This window comes from uncultured Flavonifractor sp., from assembly GCF_944383115.1.
Taxonomy (GTDB): Bacteria; Bacillota; Clostridia; order Oscillospirales; family Oscillospiraceae; genus Flavonifractor.
The window spans coordinates 1-12,978 of sequence record NZ_CALWOJ010000059.1; the positions used below are offsets into that span (position 1 = coordinate 1).

General features: G+C 55.8%; 11 protein-coding genes, 1 other RNA gene and 1 CRISPR repeat array. Of the genes, 5 read left to right on the forward strand and 7 right to left on the reverse strand.

The genetic code is table 11. The annotated features are described in order from the left end of the window. Positions 1-396, forward strand: a 396-nt coding sequence (locus Q0K43_RS07400; protein ID WP_297289916.1) for a ribosome hibernation promotion factor, incomplete at its 5' end; no start/stop codon positions are given. Between the two features lie 53 nt (positions 397-449). On the opposite strand, the gene Q0K43_RS07405 is transcribed toward Q0K43_RS07400, so the two are convergent. Genes Q0K43_RS07405 through Q0K43_RS07425 form a run of 5 tightly spaced genes read right to left on the reverse strand, consistent with a single transcriptional unit; the run spans position 450 to position 5,727 of the window. Then, on the reverse strand, positions 450-1,277 hold the full coding sequence (locus tag Q0K43_RS07405) for a hypothetical protein (RefSeq protein WP_297289917.1): 828 nt from the start codon (positions 1,275-1,277) through the stop codon (positions 450-452). Positions 1,278-1,316: 39 nt separating this feature from the next. Next, complete coding sequence (locus tag Q0K43_RS07410; protein WP_297289918.1) at positions 1,317-2,660, reverse strand: hypothetical protein; 1,344 nt, start codon at positions 2,658-2,660, stop codon at positions 1,317-1,319. Beyond that, positions 2,647-4,437 carry an ATP-binding protein gene (locus tag Q0K43_RS07415; RefSeq protein WP_297289919.1) on the reverse strand — a complete coding sequence of 597 codons (1,791 nt, stop codon included), beginning with the start codon at positions 4,435-4,437 and terminating at the stop codon, positions 2,647-2,649. Before Q0K43_RS07415 ends, Q0K43_RS07410 begins: the two co-directional genes overlap by 14 nt. 33 nt (positions 4,438-4,470) lie before the next feature. After that, entirely contained in the window at positions 4,471-5,175 is a 705-nt protein-coding gene (locus Q0K43_RS07420; protein ID WP_297289920.1) for a response regulator, read from the reverse strand. A 15-nt stretch (positions 5,176-5,190) separates the two neighbouring features. After that, positions 5,191-5,727: an NUDIX domain-containing protein gene (locus tag Q0K43_RS07425; protein WP_297289921.1), complete on the reverse strand. Its 537-nt coding sequence runs from the start codon at positions 5,725-5,727 to the stop codon at positions 5,191-5,193. Between the two features lie 156 nt (positions 5,728-5,883). Here Q0K43_RS07425 and Q0K43_RS07430 point away from each other — a divergent pair, with 156 nt between their 5' ends. The 4 genes from Q0K43_RS07430 to ssrA all read left to right on the forward strand — a co-directional run bounded on the left by Q0K43_RS07430 (position 5,884) and on the right by ssrA (position 7,891). Continuing rightward, positions 5,884-6,378: a hypothetical protein gene (locus tag Q0K43_RS07430; RefSeq protein ID WP_297289922.1), complete on the forward strand. Its 495-nt coding sequence runs from the start codon at positions 5,884-5,886 to the stop codon at positions 6,376-6,378. A 62-nt stretch (positions 6,379-6,440) separates the two neighbouring features. Further along, entirely contained in the window at positions 6,441-6,914 is a 474-nt protein-coding gene (smpB, locus tag Q0K43_RS07435) for an SsrA-binding protein SmpB (protein WP_297289923.1), read from the forward strand. 44 nt (positions 6,915-6,958) lie between these two features. Next, positions 6,959-7,480, forward strand: coding sequence for a peptidylprolyl isomerase (locus tag Q0K43_RS07440; protein WP_297289924.1), 522 nt, complete (start codon positions 6,959-6,961; stop codon positions 7,478-7,480). A gap of 65 nt (positions 7,481-7,545) precedes the next feature. Continuing rightward, positions 7,546-7,891, forward strand: a transfer-messenger RNA (tmRNA) gene (ssrA, locus tag Q0K43_RS07445). A gap of 258 nt (positions 7,892-8,149) precedes the next feature. Here the strand turns inward: ssrA and Q0K43_RS07450 are convergent. Continuing rightward, positions 8,150-11,824: an AAA family ATPase gene (locus Q0K43_RS07450; RefSeq protein WP_297289925.1), complete on the reverse strand. Its 3,675-nt coding sequence runs from the start codon at positions 11,822-11,824 to the stop codon at positions 8,150-8,152. Positions 11,825-11,859: 35 nt separating this feature from the next. Then, positions 11,860-12,186, reverse strand: a complete 327-nt coding sequence (locus Q0K43_RS07455; RefSeq protein WP_366086147.1) for a type I restriction-modification enzyme R subunit C-terminal domain-containing protein — start codon at positions 12,184-12,186, stop codon at positions 11,860-11,862. 96 nt (positions 12,187-12,282) lie between these two features. Continuing rightward, positions 12,283-12,924: direct repeats of the CRISPR family, unit length 33 nt; unit sequence ATTTCAATCCACGCTCCCCGTGCGGGGAGCGAC. Positions 12,925-12,978 lie beyond the last annotated feature (54 nt).

Genomic DNA, 12,978 nt, shown 5'->3' on the forward strand with positions numbered 1-12,978 from the left:
GAACTGACTATCCGCTCCGGCGGTACCATCATCCGCGTGGCGGAGAGTACCTCCGATATGTTTGCCACCATCGACGCCGCTGTCTCCTCGGTGGAGCGCCAGCTGCGTAAGAATAAGAGCCGCCTGGAGAAGCGCCTGCGGCAGGACGCCTTCTCCCGCAGCGTGGATGTGGAGGAACTCTCCTCCTTCGCCCCCGAGGTGGACGAGGAGGAATTCAAGATCGTCCGCACCAAGAAGTTCCCCATCAAGCCCATGACGGTGGACGAGGCGGTACTCCAGATGAATCTGGTGGGACACACCTTCTTTGCCTTCAAGGATACCGACCAGGACGGCCGGTTTGCCGTGGTCTATAAGCGCAACGACGGCGGCTATGGCCTCATTGTGGATGAGGACTGACATACAGAAACAAAAAAGGGAGCGGCTTTAGCCGCTCCCTTTTTTTCGCCGGATTATTCCAGAGGGGTGAACGCCCCTGTCACTGCGTCGATATAGTAGGTGCCGGTATCGGTAATAAAGCGCCACACCGGGGTGAGCTGGACTTGAAGGGTGGTATTGCTGCCGGACAGGTAGCCGAAGGTCATCTCATCGATCCGGCTGCACACATAACCTCCCTCATTGATCCCGGCCAGAAAGCGCACCAGCGCCGTGGTGGCGGTCAGCAATTCCTCAGAAGAGGAGGAGACGGCGGAACCTTCCAGCCACTGGCCCTCCACCCGGATCAGATTGTCTTCCTGCCAGTGGAGGCTGACGGAACAGGAAAAGAGGGGGGTGTTCTCCCAGTTCTGGCAGTAGGTGAGCGCCTTTTCCGAGCCGTTCAGATTCGCCTGTTCCAACGTTCCGGTAAAGCCCATGGCCTCCAGGCAGGTCTGGCTGGCCTCTTCATAGTCCTGGCCGCTCTCGCGGGTCCAGGTTCCGGGCTGGAGGATCACGGTAAAACTACCGTTCATAGAGAACTCAGCCGTGCCGCCGGGGCCGGAGTAGCGGGGGCGCACCTCGCTCTCCCCCTCCAGGGTGACCTCCCCCAACAGGGCGGCGGCCACGCCGGCCTCGCCGGATCGGTCCCGTGCAACCGTCACCACGGGCAAGGATTGATCGGCGGGAAACTGCTCCGGCGCAAAGGTGATTCCACCCTGCTCCAGTACGGCCTGGGCAGCCTCACGGGTTTCCTTCTGGTAGCGGAGATTCTGACTTGCCTGACTGCCTACCAGCAGGAGCAGGATCAGGTTGACGCACACCAGCATGAGCAGGATCACATTTTTTAGTTTAGACCATTCCATAGGAACCTCGCTCTCATGCCCGCTGGGGCCTGGGAAATGTTATTTGGCAATCCAGCCGGCCTGAACGGTGTCTGAGCCGGTATCGCTGTAGCACAGCGCCAGCTCCCGGCCTTCCGGGGCAAGCACTTCCAGCGCTGCGGCGGCCATCTGCTCCCGAAGCACCAGACTGGTCTGTCCGGCGTCCTCATAGCGGCGGAACTGGAGGGTGAACGCGGTGATCTGGCCGTCCTGAACAGTAAACCGGGCGGCGCAGTCTCCACCGGGAAGGCTGACTTCGGCGCCGTTGAGGCTATAGCCGTAACAGACCTCCAGCCCGTTCTCCGTTTCTTCCACCCCCATCAGGTAGATCCGGGCGGCAGAGCAATAGCGCCCCACCGTGTCGGCGGCCATGCGTCGGGTGGTCTCGATCAATTCGGTAATGTTATAGCCATCCTCGTCTCCCACCGGATAACGGGAAGCGGTACCCTCCGCCGTGCTGTAGGAGACGGCCCCCGAGCTGCTGATCTCCAAGGTCTCCTGCCCCTCCCGGATGCGGATGCCGTTGGGGATGGGATAGTAGGAGGTCTGGAAGGACAGGGCCTTTTGCAATTCGCTGATCAGTGCCTCGTCCAGATTGGACAGAGGATTGGAGGCGCGATAGACAGGGGGAGCCAGGGTGGAGGAGGAGATCAGTACATAGGGATCCATACTTTCGTAGCCGCTGTCTTCGCCCAGTTCAAATACAAACGGCACGCCGTTTCCACCGTAGCCGGACACCAGCGTATCCATGTGTCCCTCATAAGCGACGGCGGTTTCATAGGCATAATACAGGCCGTCGCTCTCATTATGATAGTACAGCCGCACTCCATCCTCTACCAACGCCACCGCCACTTGCCGGGCGGAGCCGGTCAGGGCGCTGTTGATGGAGCCCTCGCCGGTCCAGGCACCGAGGGTTTCCAGAGGGATGTTCCCCAGAAAGTCAAACCAGACGCCGGGGGACTGGAGGGCGGTCTGCCAGACCTGCTCCGGGACCACGGAGGGGGATCTGGCGCTGGTCAGCGCCTCACCCAGCAGGATACCCACGCTGTCATACAGTTTGTCTGTCTGGGCGGTGTTATACTGGAGTGCATAGCGGTTGAGACCGTCGCACACCGCAATGCGGACGGGACGGGCGGCGGCGGTGAGCTGTCCCGCGCTCCCGGCAGCGGAATCGCTGCCGGATGTCTGGGGCTGAAAAAGGGAAATCAGTCCGCCCAGCAGCCCCTGGGAGCCTGGAGAGGCCTGATTTTGAACCAAAGTCAGGCCGGTGAGATAGACGGCGGACAGGGAGAGCAGCACGATAAGAAGGGTTTTGAACCGCTCCAGTCCCCGGTTCCGGCGGCGTCTTGGCTTATTCCGTTCCATGGCGAGGCCCCTCCGTCAGCAGGGTGATACGCACCGTCAGGCCGGGACCGGGCCGATCCAGCAGCTCGATGGTGCCCTCGTGCCGATCCACGATCTCCTTGGCGATGGAGAGACCCAGACCGGTACCGCCGGACTCCCGGGAGCGGGCCTTGTCCACCCGGTAAAACCGCTCAAAGATGCGGCTCCGGTCGGCCTGGGGGATGCCAATGCCGTCGTCGGCCACCTCCATCCACACCTTCCCCGGCCACTGGCCGGCGGAAATGCGGATGTGGCCGCCGTCGGGGGTATACTTGATAGAATTGGACACCACGTTCATCATGACCTGGAGGATGCGCTCCCGGTCTCCCACGATCTCAGGCAGGGAGGAGGGCAGCTTCAGCTCCACCTGATGGCCATGGCGCTGAGCCTCCATCAGAATGGCGTTGTACACGTCCTGTACCGCCTGCCCGAAGGGGAAGGGGGCCAGCTTCAGCTCCGACCGGCCGGAATCGAACCGGGAGAGGGTGAGCAGGTCCTGGACGATGTGGGTCATCCGGTCGGACTCGTTGAGGATGACGCCCAGGAAGTTTTTCTCGGTATCGGGGGGCAGGTCTCCTGCGTTGTCCACCAGAGTCTCCGCGTAGGAGCGGATGTTGGTCAGAGGGGTGCGCAGCTCATGGGACACATTGGCCACGAACTCCCGCCGCATTTCCTCGGTCTTATGCTGCTCCGTGACGTCGTGGATCATCACCAGCACGCCGCCCAGCCGCTCCTGGTCAAAGGGGGTGAGCAGCAGTTCCAGACTCTTGCCGCCCACGGTACGCTTTCCGTCCAGATAGCCGGGGGACTGAACTGCCAGTACCCCCTGGAGCGGGGCGATATCGGAGAACAGGGTATCATAGTTGACGCTGCCGCCGATGGGAATGGCCGTACCCAGCAGGTCCTCGGCGGCGGGATTGGACTGGATTACGGCGCCGTCCCGGGCAAAGGCCACTACGCCGTCGGTCATGTGGAGGAACAGAGTACCCAGCTTGTTGCGTTCGTTCTCCACCTCTTCCAGGGTGTGGTGGAGCTGTTTGGCCATGTCGTTGAAGGTGCCGGTGAGGATGCCGATCTCATCCCGGGAGGCCACCTCCAGCTTTTGGGAGAAGTCGCCGTTGGCCACCCGCTCCGCTCCCTCGGTGAGCCGTTCGATGGGGGTGATGAGGGTCTTGGACAGCAGGAAGGAGAGCAGCACCGAGATGACCAGACCGAAGACCAGGGCCTCCACGATGAGGGTGATCAGCTCACTGTTCAAGGCGGCGGCATTGGTGCCGTCGTCCCGGACATAAATGATATACCGCTGCCCGCCTCGCTGAACCGCCACCGCCACATCCATGTAGGAGGCGGAGGGGGTACTGTCGTCTCCCTTCTCCGCCCCGGCCAGCACCTGCATCAGGTTGCGGGAATCCATATCCAAGGGCTTATCGGCATCCTGCTCGTCGGACCCGGCCAGCCAATGGCCGTCGCTGCCGTCCAGCACATAGTACTTCCGGCTGCGGTTGTCCACGCCCAGGGTGCCGTTGTAGGCGTTGAGGATCTCGGCGATGCTGGCCGCGCCGTCCTCTTCGCCGGAGGTAGGCGTGTTCAGATCGGCCCAAAATACCTCGTCGGCAAAGGCCTCCGACATCTGGGTGTAAAAATCCTGAGTGTAGTAATTGGCCACAGAGTTGATGAGGAATGCGCCCACAACGGTCATCAGCAGAATGATGAGCAGCGTCATGATAAGCATGAGCTTCATATGCAGGCTGCGAAACATACCGTGGACCACTCCTCTCGTCAGCGTTTAAGTTCAGGCGTTGAAATAATAGCCCAGCCCCCGTCTTGTTACCACAAACTGAGGCGAGGCCGGGTCATCCTCCACTTTTTCCCGCAGACGGCGTACCGCCACATCCACGGCCCGGACGTCGCCCACATAACCCTCGTAATTCCAGACATGTTCCATCAAGGCCTCCCGGGAGAATACCTTGCCCGGCTGTGCGGCCAGGAACTTGATCAGTTCATATTCCCGCTGGGTCAGCTCCAACGCCCGCCCGTCCTTATACACCACCATCTGGTCGGGATCAATGGAGATGCGGCCCAACTCCATCCGGCTGCCGGAGGGGGCGGGAGCGGGAGACCCGGCAACCATCTCGTTGCGGCGGATATTGGCCTTCACCCGGGCAAGCAGCTCCCGCATGGAGAAGGGTTTGGTGATGTAGTCGTCGGCCCCCAGCTCCAGGCCCAGGACCTTGTCGGTCTCCTCCTCCCGGGCGGTGAGCATGATGACCGGTGTGGAGCGGTTTTCCTTGCGGAGGTTGCGGCACACGTCAAAGCCATCCATTTTGGGCAGCATCAGATCCAGCAGGATCAGATCCGGATTCTGCTCCAGAGCCAGCTGTAGCCCCGCCTCGCCGTCGTAGGCTTCCAGGGTCTCATAGCCCTCCTTGGAGAGATTGAAGCTGAGAATGTCCACGATGTTCTTCTCATCTTCCACGATCAGAATGCGCTTGCTCATGGTAACCTCCCGTTCTTACAGACCCAAAAGCTGCTTGACTTTCAGAACCAGGGCCACTGTTTTGGCGTCCACGATCTCACCGGCCATGACCTGCTCCACCAGCCGGGAGAACGGAACACGGGCCACATCCAGGAATTCATCGTCGTCCGGATGGCAGGCGCCCTGCTTCAGGTCCTGAGCCAGATACATGTGAAGCGCCTCGGTGGAAAAGCCGGGCGAGAGGTAGAGACAGCCCAGATAGGTCAGCTTGCCGCAGGTGACGCCCACCTCTTCTTCCAGTTCCCGCAGGGCGGCGGGGCGATGATCCTCCCCCTTTTCCAGCTTGCCCGCTGGCAGCTCGGTCACCACTTCCTGGAAGGGGTAGCGGAACTGCCGCACGATGCTGACGGTACCGTCGTCAAACAGGGGCAGGATCGCCACGCCGCCGGGATGCTCCACCACTTCCCGCCGGGCGATCCGCCCGTTGACAAGCTGAGCCTTGTCCAGCTTCAGGGTGACGATCTTCCCTTCAAAGAGGGTCTCGCTCTCCACAGTCTTTTCCCACAGTTCCATCGGGCATATCCCCTTTTCTTCAATCGGTTAGGTGCATTATATCATAATTCCGGTTTCCGTGCCACCCTCAGCTTTTCCAATCCCGCCAATCATTACAGCTATACGACGGGCTTGAGGGCGGGTATAATGGTTTCTGCATTTGAGAGGAGGCAGTCTATGACCATCCAGCCCATCGGCAGCGCCAGCGTTGCCCTGTACATCACCCCCGCCGACCTGAAAGAACACGGCCTGACGCCGGCGGAGCTGACCCTGGAGCAGGCCCTGGAGCTGACCCGATCCGCTTTTCGTCAGGAGGGTATTGACCTGGAGGGCGCCATTGAAATCGAGGCCTACCCGGAATCCTGCGGGGTGCTGGTGTTTGCCCATGTCCGCCGTCAATCCCGGTGCTGGATCTCCTTTGATAAGCTGGAAGACCTGGCCGCTGGGGCCAGGGCCCTGCCCCAGCCCAGGCCGGACGCCGCCCTGCTGTGGTGGAAAGAGCGGTGGTGGCTTTCTCTGCCCGCCGGAGCGGAGCAGGCTGCCGCCCGACTCTCTGAGTTCGGGCGCAGCGAAGCCGACCGGCCCCATCTGGAGGCCAGCCTGGCGGAATATGGACGGATGATCCTTACCTCCGACGCGCTGGCCGGTGTGCTGACCTATTTCCCTGTCTGAGGGATTGACAGCCGTGGTATAATAAACTCTCAAGAGATCTGTCCCGGTTGGGAGGTGGCGGAATGGGCAGTACAAGCGTGAAGGTGGTCGCCAAAAACAGCAAAGCCTACCACGACTATTTTATTGAGGATAAGTACGAGGCAGGCATTGAGCTGGCGGGTACCGAGGTCAAGTCCATCCGCCAGGGCCACGTCAACCTGAAGGACTCTTTCTGTATCGTAAAAGATGGAGAGATGCACGTCCACGGGATGCATATCAGCCCCTACGAGAAAGGCAACATCTTCAACAAGGACCCCCTGCGGCCCCGCCGCCTGCTGATGCACAAGCGGGAGATCCTGCGGCTGTTTGCCAAGGTCAAGCAGGACGGGTACGCGCTGGTTCCTCTGTCCATCTATTTCCGTGGCCCCCGGGTCAAACTGGAGATCGGCCTGGCCAAGGGCAAGAAGCTCTATGACAAGCGGGATTCCGCCGCTGCCCGGGACGCCAAGCGGGAGATGGATCGCACCATGAAATCACACCGCCGCGGCGGTTATTGACACAACGGAGGCCCATGCTTCCGGAAGAAAGGAAGGAAAACCAAATGGCTCAGAACCCCATTGTGACCTTTGAGATGGAAAACGGCGGCAAGATGGTGGCTGAACTCTATCCCGAGGTGGCCCCCAACTCCGTCAACAACTTCATCAGCCTGGTGCAGTCCGGCTTCTATAACGGGCTGATCTTCCATCGGGTGATCCCCGGCTTCATGATCCAGGGTGGCTGTCCCCAGGGTACCGGTATGGGCGGCCCCGGCTACTCCATCAAGGGTGAGTTTGCTCACAACGGCGTGAAGAACGACCTGAAACATGACCGGGGCGTGCTGTCCATGGCCCGGGCCATGCACCCCAACTCCGCCGGCAGCCAGTTCTTCATCATGGTGGAGAAGGCTCCCCACCTGGACGGCGAGTACGCCGCCTTTGGTAAGGTGATCGAGGGCATGGACGTGGCCGACGCCATTGTCAATGTGAAGCGGGACCGGATGGACCGTCCCTACGAGGATCAGCGGATGAAGTCCGTTACCGTGGAGACCTTCGGTGTGGACTACCCGGCTCCTGAGAAGTGCTGAGACTGCCTCACCCACAGAAATAAGCATGTTACCTGTCGCGGCGCGGCTTGGCCGCGCCGCTCCATGGGGGCGTACTGGTTTCGACGGGGACGTAGAGGCGGGAATAGCGGGCGGATGGGCCTGACATCCTAAAAACGGGCAACTTATAAATTAAAGAACAACGATAACGTCGTTCTCGCTGCGGCTTAACGCAGCCGTCTGACCGGACAGGACCACGGGTCCGGATCGGGCGTCGTTTAGTGGTGAACGTGTGTGCGCAAAGCTTTGAGCGCACCATGAACAATGAAGCTACCAAGTCCTGTAGTTTGACGGCCTACGCCAGGACGAGGGAATGGAAATGACCGTCTGCGCCCGGAGAAGTTCCCGAGGAAGCGTTTTCGGACGGGGGTTCGACTCCCCCCGCCTCCACCATAAGCAGCAAATCCGAACCCTGCACCCATTGGTGCCGGGTTCGGATTTGTGCTTTTTCTAGACCGGACCTGCAATGCGTTCATAACCATCGCCCCAGATAAAAGGGAAGCCCAGGGAGCAGTTGCTCCCTGGGCTTCGTGGATATAGTATTATAGATTGATATGAACTCGTTCTAGGGTTAATAAAGCGATTTGTCAGAGCTTTGTCAAATCTACCGTGGCGTATTCTCACGGCTATAAGGGCATTACCATTAGCAAATTATCGCAGATATTTGTCGATCAAACTTTTTATTTCAGCAGAATCTATGCCGCCATTCCGGGAATCTTTAGAAACGATCAGGTTCTTGCCTTCGATAATATCATGCTTGGCATACAACACCTTCTTCGCCTGCCAGTGCTTCTCGTAAGCAGCATCACCCAGCATCCCACAGTGTTCCCAATAGAAACAAGAGCCATTTTCTGCATCTTCAATCGTAAAATCGGGAATTCGAATTCCGTCCTTCCCCAAATCCAATTCTTTTTCATATTCGTACTCAATGCCTGCCTCAAAAAGCATATTGGCAATAATGACCTCGGATTTGGAGCGGACCAAATCCCCCTTAAGAGTCCGATGAATCAGGGCCTGCTCGTAATATTTTTTCTTGTACTCTATGATATCCGGAGTTTCAAATAAGCAGGTAAATCTTCTTGCAACCTCAGAGCAGGATGCCGAGGAGTAATCACGCAGGCGGTAGGCGGCATCATTGTATAGGATTACCAATCTGTCCTTCTGCCTGGTAATCGCCGTATAAAGCAATTCTTTGGATAACAGGTTCCCAGGCTCACCCAACACCAGAATGGCCTTTCCAAATTCGCTTCCTTGAGATTTATGCACGGTTAGGGCATACGCAAGTTCAAGGTCCGAATTACCCTCTTCAGAAACCGTGGATGGCCAATTGTACTTGAGATCTGGCTGAGAAGAGAATGTTACTTGATGTGTGTTGGATTTTGCCTGGGGCTTTGTCCAAATCTGGTCTACAATTCCAACTTCGCCGTTGGCAACATAGCCTTCGCCTTTGGTTTTCGTTTTAAAATGATAATTTTTGCGTTTGTGATTGCGAAGGTTTATCACTTTATCCCCATAGACAATTCCATCTGTTCCAAGCAAGTTTTTGGTGCTTCTGACTTTACAGTTTTGTAGCGTCACTGGCTCCTGAAAACGGTACTTTTCATGTATATAGCGGTTGATTGTTGCAGTACCGGTGGCGGGATTACTTCTATATGCAGAAAGGATTTGCCAATCTTCAATTTTCTTTGGTTCTGACCCAAAATTCATCCATCCGTTATGAATGACCCCGCCGATGGAAATATCAAAGCCCTGGATATCATCAATACTGCTCATACAGGTCTCTTCTGCAATTGTCTCAAAGATTTTTTGTTCCAGATCTTCCGGTGTGTTCCACTGCTTGAAAGAGACGTGAGGGCCAAGACTGCCCCTTTGAAGCTGAATAAACAAACTGTCGTCCAGGTTTTCAGAATCTCCGATGTACCACTTAGACAGTTCGGTATCGCCCCGTGGAATTCCCCCTTTAGATAACTGCCTCATGGTGACCGTTAACTGTCCAAAACCACTCCCTACTTTAGGAAATGCGTTGATATCATGATTTAAGTACCGCACAAGGTCAACAAATGGACGTCCAGCCCCAATGGGCGGCAGCTGGTTCGGATCGCCTACGAAAATAATACGTCTTGCGTGTTTTCTCAAGGCTTGAAGTAAAGCGCCGAACATTTCTTCCGTAAGCATGGAACTTTCATCAACAATAACTGTAAATGGAACATTTTTTGCCTCTTCGTTAGAAAGATGGTACTCCATGGTATAGCCGTTAAAGCGGTTGCTCTCACTCAGAAACTGCGCTACCGTTTTTGCGGTGCTGTTTATCCCTCGCTTCTTCATTTCCTGGCTCATGCGGACGCTGGCCTTGCCGGTGGGGGCCAGCAGAAGTACGCCGCCGTCACAAATTTGTTGTGATTTGCACAAAAGGGAAAGCAGAGTGGTTTTGCCGGTACCAGCTCCACCAATTAGGACAGAAAGACGGGACTCTGCAAGTTCTTTCAGGATTGCAGCTTTTTCCCTTCTTGCTCTTTCCTCGGATTCCGTGGTTACCGGATCTTGAAACTCCTCGTCCACAAGTTTTCGCCAGTTTTCTTTCACTTCGTGTCGGGTTCCTCCCAGTCGCTTATGGACGGAAGTGCGGATCAACTCGTCAATTTCAAATAATCGATTGAGCTGATACGCTTTTTCACCGCTGACACAATCTACGGGCTTTACCATTTCTTCTATAAAAGAAGCAAAAAGATGGATCATGTCACTGGTTATTTGACAGGCAGGCTCAATGGGTAATCTATTGATTTCCTCAATCAACATTTCAACCGGGTATACAGTATGTCCGTTTAACGCATGAGCCTCCAGCAGGCTGATTATATATGCTCTGACCCTACGTTTATCATTTCTGGAATCCAGGGCGGAGGGGGCCTTTAGCGGATTGGATATGCGCATTTCATCTGGTGGATATACCGCTCTATCAATTTTCTGCACCGGAATCATAAATTCAACAGTGGCTCGTCTGGTCTGTTCATAGAGAATATAGGGATTTTTTAAAATTTCTGCATCTGAGCAGAAAAATCCAATCTTTCTGCGCTCTTCCGGATAATAGGCGTAATATGCTTGCCGTTCGGTCAAGGATATTCTTGCAAGGAGCCAGAACAACTGTTTCCTTTCCATAGGCAGACGGCGGAATAGCTCTAACTCCGTTTTTCCCAGACTGGCAAGAACCTTTGATGAAAAATAGTTTTGCGGCTTTCGGAGTGCGTCTTCCACAACCATTTCATAGTTAGACAGGTCGTCCACATAGGCTTTTATTTCTCTGGCCATCAACTCGCCACGTGCAAATCCCACTGCGGACAGCATGGCACCAAGGCCTGGGAATGGCCCGCGGTCTTTCCATACCTCCTGCAATCGCTGCTTTGACCAGGTAATGCACTCATCCCAGTTTCCGGGAATACACTCCTTAATTGTTTCAAGTGCCTTAATTGTTTGCAAAAGGACGCTGATTACCGCATCGTATGACAGATGCTCAGTGGCATAAGAGAACTCATCAAAATAGTCGTCTTCTGCAAATACGGTTACAGAGCGCATATCAAAGTCAGGGTGATCGGCTGCATATTCCATCATTTCGCGGTAAGGCAATAAAAAGCCGTCCTTACGTTCATCACGAATAGAATGGCCGATCATGGTTTCCCACAAAATGGAGCGCAAAGGGCTCTCATCAGTGTGGTTATGTTCCGGCGGCTCGACCAGGGACATAACGCGACCAATCCCCATGACAACGCGTTTTGCATCTTCAATAAAAGGGACTTGTTTGGCATAGGGAATGACAAGGGATGACCCAATCTGGACATCCTCATAAAAGGCTTTGAAGATTGCTCGTTGGTTCTCAGCGTCCTGAACCCAGTTTGTTAAAAAGGGCAGATGAGGTTCTCGATCCGGGTCATAATCAATGGCAAATCTGCGTACCAATTGGTCAATATTATGTTCATTCCCTTTGCGGAGCATTGTCCAGCCGAAAGGTCTGGCCGGCAGAGAAAAGGGCGGGTAGTTCAACTCTGTCTCTCTAAAATGTTGATGGGTACTATTTCTGCTTGCTTTATACGGATGAATCGTTATTTTGGTATAGCTGTCTGGGGACATAAAGCACCCGCCCTCAGACAAGCAGGGGATTTCGCTTTCATGTCCTTTTATGGGGCAGCCGCTTAATTGCCCTTCCAACGCATCATCTCTATTGCCAGAGATATTCTTTAGTCTCAAGCAAGCGTTGTTATAGCACGGTTTGTCGCAAACAAGGCCGCTGTATCCGTTATCTTTCCACGGAACTCTTACGGATAAATGTTGCGCCATTTTCTCTCTCCGTTCTTACTGTAGCGTCTTATTGTTTATACCGCCGCATTAGCGTTGATCCGGTCAATGATCCCCTTGATTCCGACCCACAGGGACAGAGCGGTGAAGATCTCCACAGTGCTGCCCTGGTCGGTGAAGGGCGGTTCCTGGAGGACAGACAGGTCCTTCATCATGCCGTTGCGGACAATGTACTCCACAATCTGGTTGACAAAGTAGACCTGCCGGATGTCCAGATTGACGTGGTTCAGGTACTGTGCAAAGGCCTCCTTGGCGGCGCTCATATCCATGCCAACGATCTCACGGACGAACTCCCCCGGAGGCTTTTGGCCCACTTCGGCCTCATAACTCTGCCTGGTGCCCACCTCTCCAGGAAACCACAGAAGGATAGATAATTTTGATTTATGTTCTCCGTGTAGGAGAGACATGCGCTACTGCCATTTTAACCTAAAACGAGTGGGAATTCAATCCACGCTCCCCATGCGGGGAGCGACGTACCCTCGCCTCCGGTGGCCTTGGTTTGGGTCATATTTCAATCCACGCTCCCCGTGCGGGGAGCGACCGCCTGTTTTCGACAAGAAAGGTGTGATGACGCTTATTTCAATCCACGCTCCCCGTGCGGGGAGCGACCCCCAGCTTTTCGGCACAGGGGCGGCACAAGGTCAATTTCAATCCACGCTCCCCGTGCGGGGAGCGACTGGAGAACAAGCAAAGCGTGGGGGTGAAGTGATGATTTCAATCCACGCTCCCCGTGCGGGGAGCGACTGCATCAGGTTGCGGGTAGCCTCAGCCTCAGAATATTTCAATCCACGCTCCCCGTGCGGGGAGCGACGCGATCTTTGTTTTCGCGGGGAAGAAAAGTGTCAATATTTCAATCCACGCTCCCCGTGCGGGGAGCGACCAAAGTTGATTGTGAGGGCTGGTCCCCCTGTGACATTTCAATCCACGCTCCCCGTGCGGGGAGCGACGAAAAGGTGTGATAATGGGGGGGTAATTGCATGATTTCAATCCACGCTCCCCGTGCGGGGAGCGACACGCGGGCAATCTTGAAAAGGTGGTCCGTTTTTGGGATTTCAATCCACGCTCCCCGTGCGGGGAGCGACGCGAGGAACGTCGATGTACGTTGCAGCGGATACGTTATTTCACACCACGCTCCC